This window comes from Xanthobacter lutulentifluminis (assembly GCF_043194675.2).
Lineage (GTDB): Bacteria > Pseudomonadota > Alphaproteobacteria > Rhizobiales > Xanthobacteraceae > Xanthobacter.
On sequence record NZ_CM195525.1, the window covers coordinates 384215 to 398443 of the forward strand.

The window sequence follows — 14229 nt, forward strand, 5'->3', positions numbered from 1 at the left end:
AACGCAGACCGGCCGGACTGCTGGAAGCAATCCGGCCGGTCGCCCGGGGCAGGTCGGGCACGGGTCATGATGTCCGGCGGCGGCGCGCCGGACAAGCGGGCGCTCGAAAATGCCTGAGCGCCTTAGCCCTTCACCATCGGGCAGTTGCCTTCGGCCATGGGGCGGAACGCGTCCTTGGCGGGGATGGTCTCGATGAGGTTGTAATAATCCCACGGCCCCTTGGACTGGTCCGGCGCCTTCACCTGGAACAGGTACATGTTGTGGATGTGCCGGCCGTCGGCCCGCACCTCGCCCTTGCCGAACAGCGGATCGTTGGAGGGCAGCTCCTTCATCTTCGCCACCACCTTCTGGCCCTCGGTGGTGTTGGCGGCGGCGGCGGCCCGCAGATAGTGGAGCGCGCCGGAATAGACGCCGGCCTGGTTGGCCGTGGGGCGGCGGCCGTTGGTCTGGGCGGCGAAGCGGTCCGCATAGGCGCGGGTGCCGTCATTCATGTTCCAGTAGAAGCCCTCGGTGAGGAACAGGCCCTTGGCCACCGGCAGGCCGAGGGAATGCACGTCGGTGAGCTGCATCAGCAGCGCGGCCAGGCTCTGCTTCTGGGTGAGGCCGAAGTCCGCGGCCGCCTTCACCGAGTTGATGGTGTCGCCCACCGCATTGGCGAGGGCAACCACCTCGGCGCCGCTGGACTGGGCCTGCAGGATGAAGGAGGAGAAGTCCGAGGCGTTGGTGGGGTGGCGCACCTCGCCCAGCACCTTGCCGCCCTCGGCCTTCACCACCGCCTGGGCATCCGAGGCCAGCGCATGGCCGAAAGCATAGTCGGCGGTGACGAAGAACCAAGTCTTCTTGTTGGCCTTCAGCAGCGCCAGCGCGGTGCCGTGGGCCAGCGCCCAGGTGTCGTAGGTCCAGTGCACCGAGTTGGGCGAGCACTTCTCGCCGGTCAAGAGCGCCGTGCCCGGACCGGAGGCGATGAAGGCGACGTTGGAGCCGCGCACCGCCTCCTGCACCGCCAGCGCGACGGAGGAGAAGGGCACGTCGAGGATCACGTCCACCGTGCCGTCGGCGATCCACTTGCGCACGGTGGCGGAGCCGATGTCCGGCTTGTTCTGGTGATCCACCGAGATCACCTCGACCTCGATGCCGGGGTGCTCCTTCTTGAAATCCTCCGCGGCGAGGCGCGCCGACACCACCGAGCCGATGCCGGTGGAATCGGAGGCGAAGCCGGAAAGGTCGGTGAGCACGCCGAGGCGGATCTTGTTGCCCGGGATTTCCGCGCGGGCGGGGCTCGGCGCGGCAAGGTGCGCCGCGGCGAGGAGTGCGGCGCCCGCGGCGAGCGCGAGCCGGGTCTTCCTGAGCATGGTCTTCTCCCTGTGTGTGTTCTTCTGGTTGTCTCTTGAAAGGGAGCGCGGTCAGCCGCCGCGCACCTCTTCCAGCACCTTCTGCGCCACGTCCATGCGCACGCTCGCGCGCTCCACCAGGAGGCGCGCCACCTTGTCGATCTCCTCGCCCACGGCCCCCACCATCATGGCGATGTTCTGGGCGTGGAGCGCCATGTGACCCTTCTGGATGCCGGTGGTGGCCAACGCCTTCAGCGCCGAGAAGTTCTGCGCGAGGCCCACCGCCGCGATGATGCGGGCGAGCCGCTCGGCGGTGGTGACGCCGAGGATGGCGATGCAGGCGCGGGCTGTCGGATGCACCTTGGTCGCGCCGCCGATGAGCCCCACCGCCAGCGGCAGCTCGATGGTGGCGGAGAGGTCGCCGTCCTTCGTCACCTCATAGGTGGTGAGCGAGGTGTACCGGCCGGAACGGGCAGCGAACGCATGGGCGCCGGCCTCCACCGCGCGGGTGTCGTTGCCGGTGGCGAGCACCACGGCGGAGATGCCGTTCATGATGCCCTTGTTGTGGGTGGCCGCGCGATAGGGATCGGCGGCTGCGAACTCATAGGCGCTGATCATGCCGTCGCGCACCGCCTCGCCGCCGATGTCGGCGGTCTTCCACACCGCGCGGGCGCGGGCGAGGCGGCGGTCGGCGAGGTTGGACAGGATGCGCAGGTAGACCCGCCCGCCCGACCACGCCGCGATGGCAGGGGCGAGCTTTTCCGCCATGGTGTTCACGGCGTTCGCGCCCATGGCGTCGCGCGTATCGACGATGAGATGGGTGACCACCATGGTGCCGGACGGGGTGTCGAGGAGGCGCACCTCCAGATCGCGGAACCCGCCGCCGAGGGAGACGAGCACCGGATCGCAGGCATCGCACGCGGCCTTGATCTCGTCGCGCTTCTCGAGGATGCGGATGCGCGCGCCGGCGGGGTCCGCGACCTCGACCGCCTGCACCTGCGCGATCATCAGGTTGCCGGAGACCGAGGTGAAGAAGCCGGTCTCGTAATTCTGCTTGGCCGCATTGCAGACCGCGGCGACCACCGAGGATTCCTCCGTCGCCATGGGGATCAGCACGTCCTCCCCGTCGATCTTCATGTTGGTGGCCACCCCCACCGGGATGTTCATGGTGCCGACGACGTTCTCGATCAGCTTGTCGGCGAGCACCGGATCGAGATTGCCCATGTTGGCGAGGTGGGCGACCTGCGCGGCATCGAGCCCGGCGAAGTCGGCGACAAGATCGAGCCGCTCGCGCGGGCTGTGCTTGTGGAAGCCGGCGATGCGGGAGGAACGGTTGTGGCCGGCGGGGGCATTCATGGTCTGGCCTTCCTGTCGGGCGCGCGGCTTGCTGGCGCGCGGCTTGGTGGCGCTCGGCTTGGCGCGGGCGGATGACGACAGGACGTTCCGGGGCGGCGCGGAAGGCAGGGCAAAAGCGCGGGCCGAGGCGCGGGCCACGACCAAGGGCCGGGGCACGAGCAAAGCCACGGACGGTGCATCGCGCGCCCGGTCGGGGCACGGTGTCCGGCGTTTCTTCCCTGTCTTTTCTCCGGCCGCTCGGGGCGTGCCTGTTGTCGCGGACTTTCCGCCGGGGGAAGGGGTACGGCAAGGAACACTTTGCGTCGGAAATGATGCTGCCGTACCCTTCATTCGATGGGTACGATCGATCCCGCAGAGCAGGATGACGAGGGCCGCACGCGGGTGGACGCCATCGTCCACCGGCTGTCGCGCCGCATCGATGCCGGCCAGCTGCGGCCAGGGGAGAAGCTGCCCTCCATCCGCTCCGCCTTCGCGGCCTATGGCGTCTCGCGCAACACGCTGGTGGAAGCCTATGAGCGGCTCGCCGCCTCCGGCCGGATCGAGGCGCGGCCCGGCTCCGGCTTCTATGTGATGCGCACCCGCGCCGCCCCGGTGCGTCCGCCCGCCGCCCCGGCGGTGATCGAGGCGGTGGACAGCGTATGGCTGCTGCGCGAGCAGCTGGAGCAGCACTATGACGTGCGCGTCGGCGACGGCCGCCCGCCCCCCTCATGGATGGAGGGGTCCGAGGTGGGGCGCTATCTGAAGCCCATCAACCGCCCCGGCCGCCGCCCCTTCCCGGCCAGCTACGGCAGCCCGTTCGGCTTCCCCCTGCTGCGCGAGGCCATCGCCGACCTGCTGGCGGAACGCGCCATCGCCGCCGACCCGGCGCGCGTGCTGCTGACGCAGGGCGCCAACCACGCCCTCGATCTCATCGTGCGCACGCTGGTGGAGCCGGGCGACGCGGTGCTGGTGGATTCCCCCGGCTACTATCCGCTGTTCGGCAAGCTGCGCCTCGCCAAGGCGCGCACCCTCGGGGTCCGCCGCACGCCGGAGGGGCCGGACGTGGCGGACCTCGCCGAGAAGGCCGCGCAATCCGGGGCGAAGATGTTCTTCACCCAGTCGCTGGCGCACAACCCCACCGGCTCCTCGCTCACGCCCGCGGTGGCCTATCGCCTGCTGCAGGTGGCCACCCGCCACGGCCTGCTCATCGTGGAGAGCGACCCGTTCGCGGACATCCTGCCCGCCGCCCATCCCCGCCTCGCCTCGCTCGACCAGCTGGAGCGGGTGATCTATGTCGGCACCTTCGCCAAGACCCTCTCGGCGAGCCTGCGCTGCGGCTATGTGGTGGCGTCCGCTGCCCTCATCGAGCGGCTCGGCGCGCTCAAGATGGTCACCAGCGTGAACTCGTCCGGCTATGTGGAGCGCATCGTCCACGACCTCATCACCTCGGGCCAGTACCGGCGGCACCTGAAGCGCCTCCGGGGCCGCGTCGGGGCGGCGACGGCACAGGCGCAGGCGACGCTCGGCCGCCTCGGCCTGCCCATCTTCGGGCCGCCGGGCGGCGGCTTCTACCTGTGGTGCGAGCTGCCGGAGGGGCTGGACGACAGCGCCCTCTCCCGCCGCGCCGCCGAGCGCGGCATCCTGCTGGCGCCGGGCGCGGTGTTCCACCCCGATGCCGAGCCGCGCCGGCCCTCGCTGCGCATCAACGTGGCCTATGCCGACGATCCACGCTTCGAGAAGTTCATGGCCGAAGCGATGCTCCAGAAGGCGGGGCAGCGCCGCGCGCCCTAGCGCCTCCGCACGCCGATGGACGCGCCCCCCGGCCGCCACCGCCCGCACGGGTGGACAAACTGCCCGTGGCGTCCCGCCGCTCCGGGACAAAAAGTCCACATTCGGCCGGCAAAGCCCGATCAAACCATTGCGAATCCCTATCCCTCCCTCTGGCCCCAGCCTTGCTACGGCGACGCCGCGCAGCCCCAGCGGGGCACGCCAAATCATCGCGCCAAGCAAGAACCCGAGTGGAGGAAAGATGTCCGTCACCGCATTCGCGCCACCGCCATTCCTGAGCCGGGAGCGCACCATCGCATCCGCCGGCTTCAACCGCTGGCTGGTGCCGCCGGCCGCCCTCGCGATCCACCTGTGCATCGGCATGGCCTACGGCTTCAGTGTTTTCTGGCTGCCGCTCTCGCGCGCCGTGGGCGTCACCAAGCCGGTGGCATGCCCAGCGGACATGAGCTTCATCGCCGGCCTGTTCGCCACCTCCTGCGACTGGCAGATCTCGCAGCTCGGCTGGATGTACACCCTGTTCTTCGTTCTGCTCGGCTCGTCCGCCGCCGTCTGGGGCGGCTGGCTGGAGACGGCGGGGCCGCGCAAGGCGGGCCTTGTCTCCGCCTTCTGCTGGTGCGGCGGCCTCGTGATCTCGGCGCTGGGCGTCTACCTGCACCAGATCTGGATGCTCTGGCTCGGCTCCGGCGTCATCGGCGGCATCGGGCTCGGCCTCGGCTACATCTCGCCGGTCTCCACCCTCATCAAGTGGTTCCCCGACCGGCGCGGCATGGCCACCGGCATGGCCATCATGGGCTTCGGCGGCGGCGCCATGATCGGCGCGCCGCTGGCCAACATGCTCATGCAGTATTTCGCCACCCCGACCTCGGTGGGCGTCTGGCAGACCTTCCTCGCCATGGCGGCCATCTACTTCGTCTTCATGATCGGCGGCGCGCTCGGCTATCGGGTGCCGCGCGAGGGCTGGGCACCGAAGGGCTGGACCCCGCCGGCCGCCAGCGCCAAGGCCATGGTGACCCATCGCCACGTCCACCTCGACGTCGCCTGGCGCACGCCGCAGTTCTGGATGCTTTGGGCGGTGCTCTGCCTCAACGTCTCGGCAGGCATCGGCGTCATCGGCATGGCCTCGCCCATGCTGCAGGAAGTGTTCGGCGGCCGCCTCATCGGCCTCGACCTCACCTTCTCGCAGCTCGATGCCGGCCAGAAGGCGCAGATCGCCGCCATCGCCGCCGGCTTCACCGGCCTGCTCAGCCTGTGCAACATCGGCGGCCGGTTCGGCTGGGCCTCCTGCTCCGACCGGCTCGGACGCAAGACCACCTACGCGGTGTTCTTCGTGCTCGGGTTCGCGCTCTATGCCCTCGTGCCCACCTTCGCGCACATGGGCTCGGTGGTGCTGTTCGTCGGCGCCTTCTGCATCATCCTGTCCATGTACGGCGGCGGCTTCGCCACCATCCCGGCCTATCTCGCGGACATCTTCGGCACCCACATGGTGGGCGCCATCCACGGCCGGCTGCTGACCGCCTGGGCCACCGCCGGCGTGGTCGGCCCGGTGCTGGTGAACTACCTGCGCGAATACCAGATCGCCTCCGGCATCCCGCAGCAGGCGGCCTATGACCAGACCATGTACATCCTGGCCGGCCTGCTGGTCCTCGGCTTCGTCGCCAACCTCCTGGTGCGCCCGGTCGCCGAGCACCTCTACATGAAGGACGAGGAGCTGAAGAAGAAGGCCGCCGCGGTCGCCCGCGAGGACGCCATCCATGGCGACTTCGAGGACTTCGGGGAAGAGGCGAAGGACGGTGGCGTCGCAGTGGCCATGCGCACCAGCACGCCCGTCGCCGCCGGCGCGACGCCCCTGCCGCTGGTGGCGGCCGCCTGGGTGGCGGTGGGCATTCCGCTCATCTGGGGCATCTGGATCACCCTGCAGAAGGCGGTGATCCTGTTCCGCTGAGCCCTCCCGGCTCGCACCTTGCACGCCCCGGCGCCCGCGCGGCGGGGCGTGCGCCTTTCCCGTTTGATCGCCGGCGCGGAATGCGCGATGGATGGAAGCGATGCCGGCAAACGGCGCGCGCTCCAATGCGCGCCGGGGGCATCGGGGGAGGAAGACGGGATGCCCGGCGCCGCGCGCGCCGGACCGGTCCGTCTTTCGCGAGGGTCCCGCCCAACGGTGGCGGCGGCCCGGCACTGACGGCCGAGACGAGATGAGCACCACCGCCGACGCCTCCCGCGAGGCGCAGCCGCCCGCCGCGGGCGACACCGCCTTCAGCCCGCACCTTGCAGGCGCCTCCATCCTCGTGGTGGACGACGAGCCGGGCATGCGGAACTTCCTGGTGCGGATGCTGGCGACGCGCTGCCGCCATGTCGCCGAGGCGCCGGACGTGGCGGCCGCATCGAGGCTGCTGGAAGCGACGCCGTTCGACCTCATCATCCTCGACAACATCATGGCCGGCCGCTCCGGCCTCGAATGGCTGGAGGAGCTGCACGGCTCCGGCTTCCATCGCGACGTGATCCTGATCACCGCCTTCGCCGACCTGGAAACCGCCATCAAGGCGCTGCGCGCCGGCGCCGCCGACTTCGTGCTGAAGCCGTTCCGCTCCAACCAGATCCTCAACGCCATCGCGCGCTGCCTCGATCGCGGCCGGCTGATGCGCGAGAACTTCGTGCTGCGGCGCGAGCTCAAGGCGCTGCCCGGGGCCGCGGCCTTCCTGATGGTCGGCGAGAGCCTCGCCACCCGCGCCACCCGCGAGGTGATCGAGCGGGTCGGCCCCATGCCCACCACCGTGCTCGTCACCGGGGAGAGCGGCACCGGCAAGGAGGTGACGGCGCGCGCGCTCCATGCCGTGTCGCCGCGGGCGGCCAAGCCCTTCGTTCCCGTCAACTGCGCCGCCATCCCGCCCGAGATCATCGAGAGCGAGCTGTTCGGCCACCTGAAGGGCGCGTTCACCGGCGCCGCGTCCTCGCGGGAAGGGCTGTTCTTCTATGCACAGGGCGGCACCCTCTTCCTCGACGAGGTGGGCGAGCTGCCGCCCGCCATGCAGTCCAAGCTGCTGCGCGTCATAGAGGACAAGAAGGTCCGTCCGGTGGGCGCGGAGCGGGAGATCCCGGTGGACGTGCGCCTCGTGGCGGCGACCAACGCCGACCTGAAGGCGCTGGTGGCGGCGGGACGCTTCCGGCAGGACCTCTACTACCGCCTGAACGTGGTGAACCTCAACCTTGCGCCGCTGCGCGAGCGGCCGGCCGACGTGGCGCCGCTGGCGCGCCTGTTCATGGCGGAGATCTCGCGCACCCTCGGCATGGCGCCGCTGGAGCTGCCCGAGGCGGTGCTGGCGGCGCTGGCGCGCTATCCCTGGCCGGGCAACGTGCGCGAGCTGCGCAACGTCATCGAGCGCACGCTGATCCTCGGCGAATTCCCCGGCGACGTGGTGCCGGAGGCGCTCCAGGCGGAGGGTGCCGTCGGCGGAGCAGGACCCGATGCGCTCGACGCGGTGGAAAAGTCCCACATGCTGCGCATCCTCGCGGAGGCCGGAGGCAACCGGGCCGAGGCGGCCCGTCGCCTCGGCGTCGCGCGCAAGACGCTGGATCGCAAGCTGAAGGCGTGGAATGGCTAGCGAGAACGCGTCCGCCTCCCCCGCTCGCTCCGCGGACGCGAAGGCCGGCGCCGGCCCGAGCCGGCCGCCCGGCCTGCTGGGGCGGCTGCGCTCGGTGCGGATGCGCCTGCTCGCCATCGCGCTGCTGCCCACGCTCATCATCCTTCCGGTGGTGCTGGCGGTGGTCGTCACCTGGTGGACGCGGCAGTTTGACCGTCTGCTCATCTCCAAGGTGAACGGCGACCTCACCATCGCGCGCCAGTATCTCGACCGGCTCATGGAGCGCTCCGACGAGACGCTGCACGCGCTCGGCGACAGCGTCGCCTTCGCCCGCGTCGCCGCCGGGCACGGCGCGAGCGGAGATGGCAGCGCCGGACAGCCCGGGCCGTCCGCCATGGCCGACTTCCTCGACGCGCGGCGCAAGGCGCTGGGCCTCGATTTCCTCTATCTGCTCGACGCGGAGGGCCGGCGCATCGCCACCTCCCCCTCCTCCGCAGCGGATGGCGCCGCAGCGCCGCTGTGGCCGGTGGAGCAGCGGGCGCTGAAGGGCCGCGCCTCCACCGAGATCGACGTGTTCGGTCCCGCCGACCTCGCGCGCATCTCGCCCCAGCTGGCGGAGCGGGCCCGCGTCGCCCTCGTGCCGACGCCGGGCGCTGCCCCCGCCACGCGGGCGGAAGAGGACCGTGGCATGGTGGTGCAGTCCGGCACCCCGGTGATCCTGCCGGGCGTCGGCGCCGCGGCGCTGGTGGGCGGGCTGCTGCTGAACCAGAACCTCGACTTCATCGACACCATCAACGATCTCGTCTACCGGCCCGGCAGCCTGCCGGAGGGGAGCGCGGGCACCGCCACCCTGTTCGTGGACGACGTGCGCGTCTCCACCAACGTGCGCCTGTTCGAGGGACGTCGCGCGCTCGGCACGCGGGTGTCGCAGGAGGTCCGCGATGCGGTGCTGGGCGAGGGCCGGGTGTGGCTCGACCGGGCGTTCGTGGTGAACGACTGGTACATCTCGGCCTACGAACCGGTGGTGGACAGCCACGGGCGGCGGATCGGCATGCTCTACGTGGGGTTCCTGGAAGCCCCGTTCCTCGCCCTCAAGCGGGCGAGCCTTGCCGCCGTCGGGGTGGGGTTCCTGCTGGTGGCCATGGTGGCCATTCCCGTGCTGCTGCGCTGGGCGGCGGCCATATTCCGGCCGCTGGAGGCCATGAACGGCACCATCGCGGCGGTGGAGGCGGGCGCGCTGTCCGCCCGCACCGGCGTCGCCGCCACCTGCGACGAGATCGGGCGGGTGGCCCACCACCTCGACGGCATGCTGGACCTCCTGCAGGAGCGCGACGCGGAGCTGCGCCGATGGGCGCAGGAGCTGGACCGCCGGGTGGCCGAGCGCACGGCGGAGCTGAAGGAGGCGAACCTCGAGCTGGCGGCCACCCAGCGCCAGCTGGTGATGTCCGAAAAGCTGGCGGCCATCGGCGAGATCACCGCCGGCGTCGCCCACGAGATCAACAATCCGGTCGCGGTGATCCAGGGCAATCTCGACGTCGCCCGCGACGTGCTGGGCACCGCCGCCCAGCCGGTGCGGGCGGAGTTCAACCTCATCGACCAGCAGGTCCACCGCATCAACGTGATCGTCTCCAAGCTGCTCCAGTTCGCCCGGCCTTCGGAGTTCGAGGGCTATCTGGAACCCGTCTCGCCCGCCGAGGTGATCGCCGATTCCCTGCTGCTGGTGCAGCACCTGCTGTCGCGCGCCGACATCGTGGTGGAGCGCGAGGACGCGGCGACGCGAGCGGTGATGATGAACCGGGTCGAGCTGCAGCAGGTGCTCATCAACCTGATGGTGAATGCCATCCACGCCATGCCGGCGGGTGGCCGGCTCACGCTCGCGTGCCTCGATGCCGACGAGCGCGGCCGGCCCGGCGTGCGGTTCCAGGTGAGCGATACCGGCGCAGGCATCCCGCCGGAGCGGATCGAGCGGATCTTCGATCCCTTTTTCACCACGAAACCGCAGGGCGGCACGGGGCTCGGCCTGTCCATCAGCCTCACGCTGGTCCAGCGGGCCGGCGGCCACATCGGCGTCGGCAATGCTCCCGCGGCGGGGGCGTCGTTCTGGTTCTGGCTGCCGGCCGCCGGGACCGCACCGGTCTCCTGACCCACGCGCCATCCCACATGGCGCGGAGACGGCGCCTACAGCTCCTCCTCGAAAGCGTCATGCGCAGCTTCGATCGCCGCCATGCGCCGGCGCCCGTCACGCCCGCTGAGCTCGACCACCCGTGTGGCGAGGAAATGGGACAGCGCGATCACCGCCACATGATTGTCGAGCGGCCCGGCCGCGTGCGCCTGGCAGGTGATGAGCCAGGTGGCGGGCCCGGGGTTCTCCGTCGCGGAATCCACCACGCACAGCACCTCCGCCCCCGCCTCGACCGCGCGGGCGATCAGCCGTGCCGAGGCGGCCGTGGAGCGACGCAGGGCGAAGACGACGAGCACATCGCCCTTCTTCAGCGTCACGGCGTATTCGGCGACGGTCTCGCCCGCGACCGGCAGGAGGATGCTGGTCTCGATCACGCGGAACACCTGCCAGCGCAGGTAGGCGGCGAAGGAATGATTGTTGCGGAAGCCGGCGAACCACACCCTCCGGGCGCCCAGCATCGCCCGAGCCACCCGGTCGACCATGTCCCCGGACAGGCCCCGGTAGGTCTCCGACAGGTTCTGGACGCTGAGCTCGAGGTGCGCCCGCAGGGCATCGCCGTCAGGCGCGCCCTCCTCGTTGAGCAGCATGAGCGGCGAGCCGGCCTTCTGCTCCAGCCGCACCTGGCGGCGGGCCTCGTTGTAGCTGTCGTAGCCCAGGCGTTGGAAGAAGCGCGTCACCGCGGCATTGGACACGCGAGCGGCCTGGGCGAGCTCGGTTGCCGTGTAAGCAGGCAGATTGCCGGGGAAATCGAGCAAGAATTCAGCGAGACGCCGCTCGGTCGGCGGCAGCGTGCCGGTATGGCGGGTGATGCGCGCTACCAGCGAGTCCTTGGCCGAGATCATGGTGCTCACCGCCTGTCACCCTGTCCAAAGCCTTGCCGCTCCAGCCGAATGGCCGCGAACGGGCGGATGGCTTCCTGCCGAACACTTCCCCTGTATGACGCAAACCGTTCCCTCGCGCCACGCAGGCGGAACCGGTGGCATGGAAGTTGCTGAAAAAAATTTTGCAGAATGTGTACGATGAAAATATCGTCACGGCAGTTCTGCAGGTTTTTGATCACCGAAGGGACTGGACCATGGCAGGGGAAAACGTTCAGCTTGCCGCCCCCACGTCGGAGGCGGCAGCGCAGGTCGAGACAGCGCTCGACAGGATCGGCGTCACCAACGCGCACAAGGTCATCGTGCTGCTGGTGCTGTTCGGCGTGATGTTCGACGTGTTCGAGCAGAACACCGTCGGCCTGATCGCCCCGTTCCTGCGGGAGCAGTGGCAGCTCTCGGCCGGCGACATCGGCTTCCTCAACACCGTCACCTTCATCGCCGCGGCCACCGGCCGGCTCGGCTCCGGCGTGCTCGCCGACCGGGTGGGCCGGCGGTTCATGCTGAACGTGAACCTGCTGCTTTTCACCATCGGCGCCACCGTCTGCGCCCTCGCGCCCGACTACACGACGATGGCCGTCGGCCGCTTCATCGTCGGCCTCGGCCTCGGCGGCGAGATCGTGACGGCGGTGACGCTGCTGGCCGAGTTCTGCTCGTCGAAATTCCGCGGGACGGCGGTCGGGCTCATCAACGTGGGCGGCGGCGGCCTCGGCAACATGCTCGCCCCGGCGTTCGCGCTGCTGGTGTTCACGCTGTTTCCCGGCCCCGACGGCTGGCGGTGGCTGTTCGGCGCGCTGGTGCTGCCGGCGATCCTCGTGGTCTTCTATCGCCGCTTCGTGCCGGAAACGCCGCGCTTCCTCGTGTCGCGCGGCCGCGTCGGCGAGGCCAATCAGGTGCTCTCCCAGCTTGCCACAGGGTCCTTCTCCACGCGCGGCGTGAAGGTGGTGGACCATGTGACGGCCCGGCCGGTGATCGAGAAGCCCAGGCTCGGCGCCATCATCGCCGACATCTTCCGCGGCGGCCTCCTGCGGCGCACGCTGGCGGTGGGCATTGCCTCCTGGATGACCTTCGGCGCGCAGCTCACCGTGCTGACGCTCATGCCCACCATCCTGGTGGCGCAGGGCCACACCATCACGCGCAGCTTCCTCTACACCATCATCCTGCAGAGCGGCAGCCTGCTCGGAGCGCTGGCGGCGGCCATCCTGGCGGCGCGCGTGCCGCGCAAGATCGTGCTCACGGCCGGCGCGCTGTGCGCGGTGGCGGCAGGCCTCGGATTCGGCTTCCTCGCGAAGACCGACGCCCTCATTCTCGCCTTCGGCGCCGCCTTCCAGTTCTTCGTGCTGCTGCTCAACACCACCATCTGGATCTTCGCGCCGGAAAACTACCCCACGCGGGTGCGCGGCTTCGGCACCTCCTTCATCCTTGCGCTCGGCACCATGGCCGGGGCGTGGATGCCGCTGGTGGCGGGACGGGTGTTCGACGCGGCGGGCATCGCCGGCATGTTCTCGCTGATGGCGGCGATGTACGCGATCTTCGCCATCGCCGTGCAGTTAGCGCCGGAGACCTTCGGCAAGTCCATGGAGGCGCAGCCGGACCCCGAGGCCGCCGAGCGCCCGCTCCAGACCGCCTGACCCCGCGATGCCGGGCCGCCCGTCGCGGCCCGGCGATCCAGGAGCCATGAGTGACCACGATCCTCCTCATCAATCCCAACACCTCGGCCCGCTCGACCGCGATGATGCTGGCCGTCGCCCGTCCGCTCCTTCCGCCGGGCATCACCCTGCGGGGCGCCACCGCCGCGCGCGGGCCGGCCATGATCGTGGACGAGGACGCCCTCGCCGCCGCGGCGGACGAGGTGGTGCGCATCGGCCGCGCGGAGGCCGCGCATGTGGACGCCATCGTGGTGTCCGCGTTCGGCAATCCGGGGGCCGCATCGCTGCGGGCGATGGTGCCGGTGCCGGTGGTCGGCATCGGCGAGGCGGCCGTGCGGGCAGCCGCGGCGCAGGGCGCCCGCTTCGGCATCGCGACGACCACGCCGGGTCTCGTGCGCTCCATCGAGGCCGGCGTCCGCGACCTCGGCCTCGGCGACAGGTTCAGCGGCGTGCGCGTGCCCGAGGGCGACCCCCTCACGCTGGCCGCCGACCCTCCCCTGCAGGATCAGGCGCTGGCTGCGGCGGCAATCGCCTGCATCGAGCAGGACGGGGCGCAGGCGGTGGTCATCGGCGGCGGCCCGCTGAGCGCCGCCGCCGCCCGCCTGCGCGACCGCTTCGCCAGCCGCATCATCGAGCCCGTCCCCGCCGCGATCCGGCTGCTGCTGGACCAGCTTGTGGACCATGCGCGCTGGCCTCCCGGCTCCTGACAGGCGCGGCATCAAGGGCGCGGAAGCAAACGGGCCGGCCGGGCTGAGATGCTTGCCGGCGGCCGCCTGAAGCGCGCGGATGAGCCGAGGAACTGGGGCAGCAGCCGCTTTTTCCCACGCCTGCACCCGGGCCGGGCACGCAGCCGCTCGACGCAGCAACCGGATGCAGCACCCGACAGTCAGGATCCGACGACAGCCGGAACGCCCCGGCAGCCGACGGCAAGCGACGCTCCCGAGGGGCCGCAAATCACCCGCGCCGTCGTCTCCGATGCACGCCTCGACCGCGCGCGGGAGGCGGATGCGCGCGCGGTCGAGGCGGAGGCCAGGCCCGCCAGCCGGCCTACGTGGCCCGCATCGCGGTGCGCGGGTGCGGCCTTGACACGGAGCAGGGCTGGACGACCATCGAGCCCGGCATGGCGGTGACGGCGGAGGTCCAGACGGGGCAGAGGCGCATCGTCGAGTATCTGCTGTCACTGCTGCTGAGGTACAGGCATGATGCGGGGAGGGAGAGGTGAGGATAAGCTGGCGGCACGCGTCCAAACTTAAGCAGTCACACAATGTTGACGATGTCCGGCCACCGGGCTCTCACTCAATCCTAAACGCGCCTCCCGATGAAGTGGTGATATAAGTAAAATTGGAGGCTGAAAAATTATGCGAATAATAATATGCCGTTAGGCCAGCACATACGCGTCGACAACAACGAAATTTTTTATTCCGGAACAACATCTGGTCCAGACGGGGGGACTGACACATTTTGCGTAATATTTTCTGGAGAATATCCCCT

The 14229-nt window shown here is 70.2% G+C and carries 9 protein-coding genes; 6 read left to right on the forward strand and 3 right to left on the reverse strand.

Annotation, left to right across the window (positions count from 1 at the left end):
• Positions 1-122 precede the first annotated feature (122 nt).
• Positions 123-1352: an ABC transporter substrate-binding protein gene (locus tag V5F49_RS01735; RefSeq protein WP_394118457.1), complete on the reverse strand. Its 1230-nt coding sequence runs from the start codon at positions 1350-1352 to the stop codon at positions 123-125.
• Positions 1353-1403: 51 nt separating this feature from the next.
• Positions 1404-2687: a hydroxymethylglutaryl-CoA reductase, degradative gene (locus V5F49_RS01740; RefSeq protein WP_394118458.1), complete on the reverse strand. Its 1284-nt coding sequence runs from the start codon at positions 2685-2687 to the stop codon at positions 1404-1406.
• A 333-nt stretch (positions 2688-3020) separates the two neighbouring features.
• Here V5F49_RS01740 and V5F49_RS01745 point away from each other — a divergent pair, with 333 nt between their 5' ends.
• The 4 genes from V5F49_RS01745 to V5F49_RS01760 all read left to right on the forward strand — a co-directional run bounded on the left by V5F49_RS01745 (position 3021) and on the right by V5F49_RS01760 (position 10175).
• Entirely contained in the window at positions 3021-4457 is a 1437-nt protein-coding gene (locus V5F49_RS01745; protein ID WP_394118459.1) for an aminotransferase-like domain-containing protein, read from the forward strand.
• A gap of 238 nt (positions 4458-4695) precedes the next feature.
• Entirely contained in the window at positions 4696-6396 is a 1701-nt protein-coding gene (locus V5F49_RS01750) for an OFA family MFS transporter (protein ID WP_394118460.1), read from the forward strand.
• Between the two features lie 250 nt (positions 6397-6646).
• A complete protein-coding gene (locus V5F49_RS01755) occupies positions 6647-8053 on the forward strand; it encodes a sigma-54-dependent transcriptional regulator (RefSeq protein ID WP_394118461.1) in 1407 nt (468 codons plus the stop codon).
• Positions 8046-10175 (forward strand): sensor histidine kinase, encoded by a 2130-nt coding sequence (locus V5F49_RS01760; RefSeq protein WP_394118462.1) that lies wholly within the window; start codon positions 8046-8048, stop codon positions 10173-10175. The genes V5F49_RS01755 and V5F49_RS01760 overlap by 8 nt, the downstream gene beginning before the upstream one ends.
• Before the next feature lie 35 nt (positions 10176-10210).
• Here V5F49_RS01760 and V5F49_RS01765 read toward each other — a convergent pair whose 3' ends face one another.
• On the reverse strand, positions 10211-11056 hold the full coding sequence (locus tag V5F49_RS01765; protein ID WP_394118463.1) for a MurR/RpiR family transcriptional regulator: 846 nt from the start codon (positions 11054-11056) through the stop codon (positions 10211-10213).
• A 233-nt stretch (positions 11057-11289) separates the two neighbouring features.
• On the opposite strand from V5F49_RS01765, the gene V5F49_RS01770 reads away from it, so the two are divergent.
• Together V5F49_RS01770 and V5F49_RS01775 are read left to right on the forward strand one after the other, a co-directional pair.
• Positions 11290-12720, forward strand: coding sequence for an MFS transporter (locus V5F49_RS01770; protein ID WP_394118464.1), 1431 nt, complete (start codon positions 11290-11292; stop codon positions 12718-12720).
• 50 nt (positions 12721-12770) lie between these two features.
• Positions 12771-13445 carry an aspartate/glutamate racemase family protein gene (locus V5F49_RS01775; RefSeq protein WP_394118465.1) on the forward strand — a complete coding sequence of 225 codons (675 nt, stop codon included), beginning with the start codon at positions 12771-12773 and terminating at the stop codon, positions 13443-13445.
• Positions 13446-14229 lie beyond the last annotated feature (784 nt).

What these genes read in the sequence shown, in the direction of transcription:
- V5F49_RS01735 (WP_394118457.1), bottom strand. Translation starts at nt 1,352, where the DNA reads ATGCTCAGGAAGACCCGGCTCGCGCTCGCCGCGGGCGCCGCACTCCTC.
- V5F49_RS01740 (WP_394118458.1), bottom strand. Translation starts at nt 2,687, where the DNA reads ATGAATGCCCCCGCCGGCCACAACCGTTCCTCCCGCATCGCCGGCTTC.
- V5F49_RS01745 (WP_394118459.1), top strand. Translation starts at nt 3,021, where the DNA reads ATGGGTACGATCGATCCCGCAGAGCAGGATGACGAGGGCCGCACGCGG.
- V5F49_RS01750 (WP_394118460.1), top strand. Translation starts at nt 4,696, where the DNA reads ATGTCCGTCACCGCATTCGCGCCACCGCCATTCCTGAGCCGGGAGCGC.
- V5F49_RS01755 (WP_394118461.1), top strand. Translation starts at nt 6,647, where the DNA reads ATGAGCACCACCGCCGACGCCTCCCGCGAGGCGCAGCCGCCCGCCGCG.
- V5F49_RS01760 (WP_394118462.1), top strand. Translation starts at nt 8,046, where the DNA reads ATGGCTAGCGAGAACGCGTCCGCCTCCCCCGCTCGCTCCGCGGACGCG.
- V5F49_RS01765 (WP_394118463.1), bottom strand. Translation starts at nt 11,056, where the DNA reads ATGATCTCGGCCAAGGACTCGCTGGTAGCGCGCATCACCCGCCATACC.
- V5F49_RS01770 (WP_394118464.1), top strand. Translation starts at nt 11,290, where the DNA reads ATGGCAGGGGAAAACGTTCAGCTTGCCGCCCCCACGTCGGAGGCGGCA.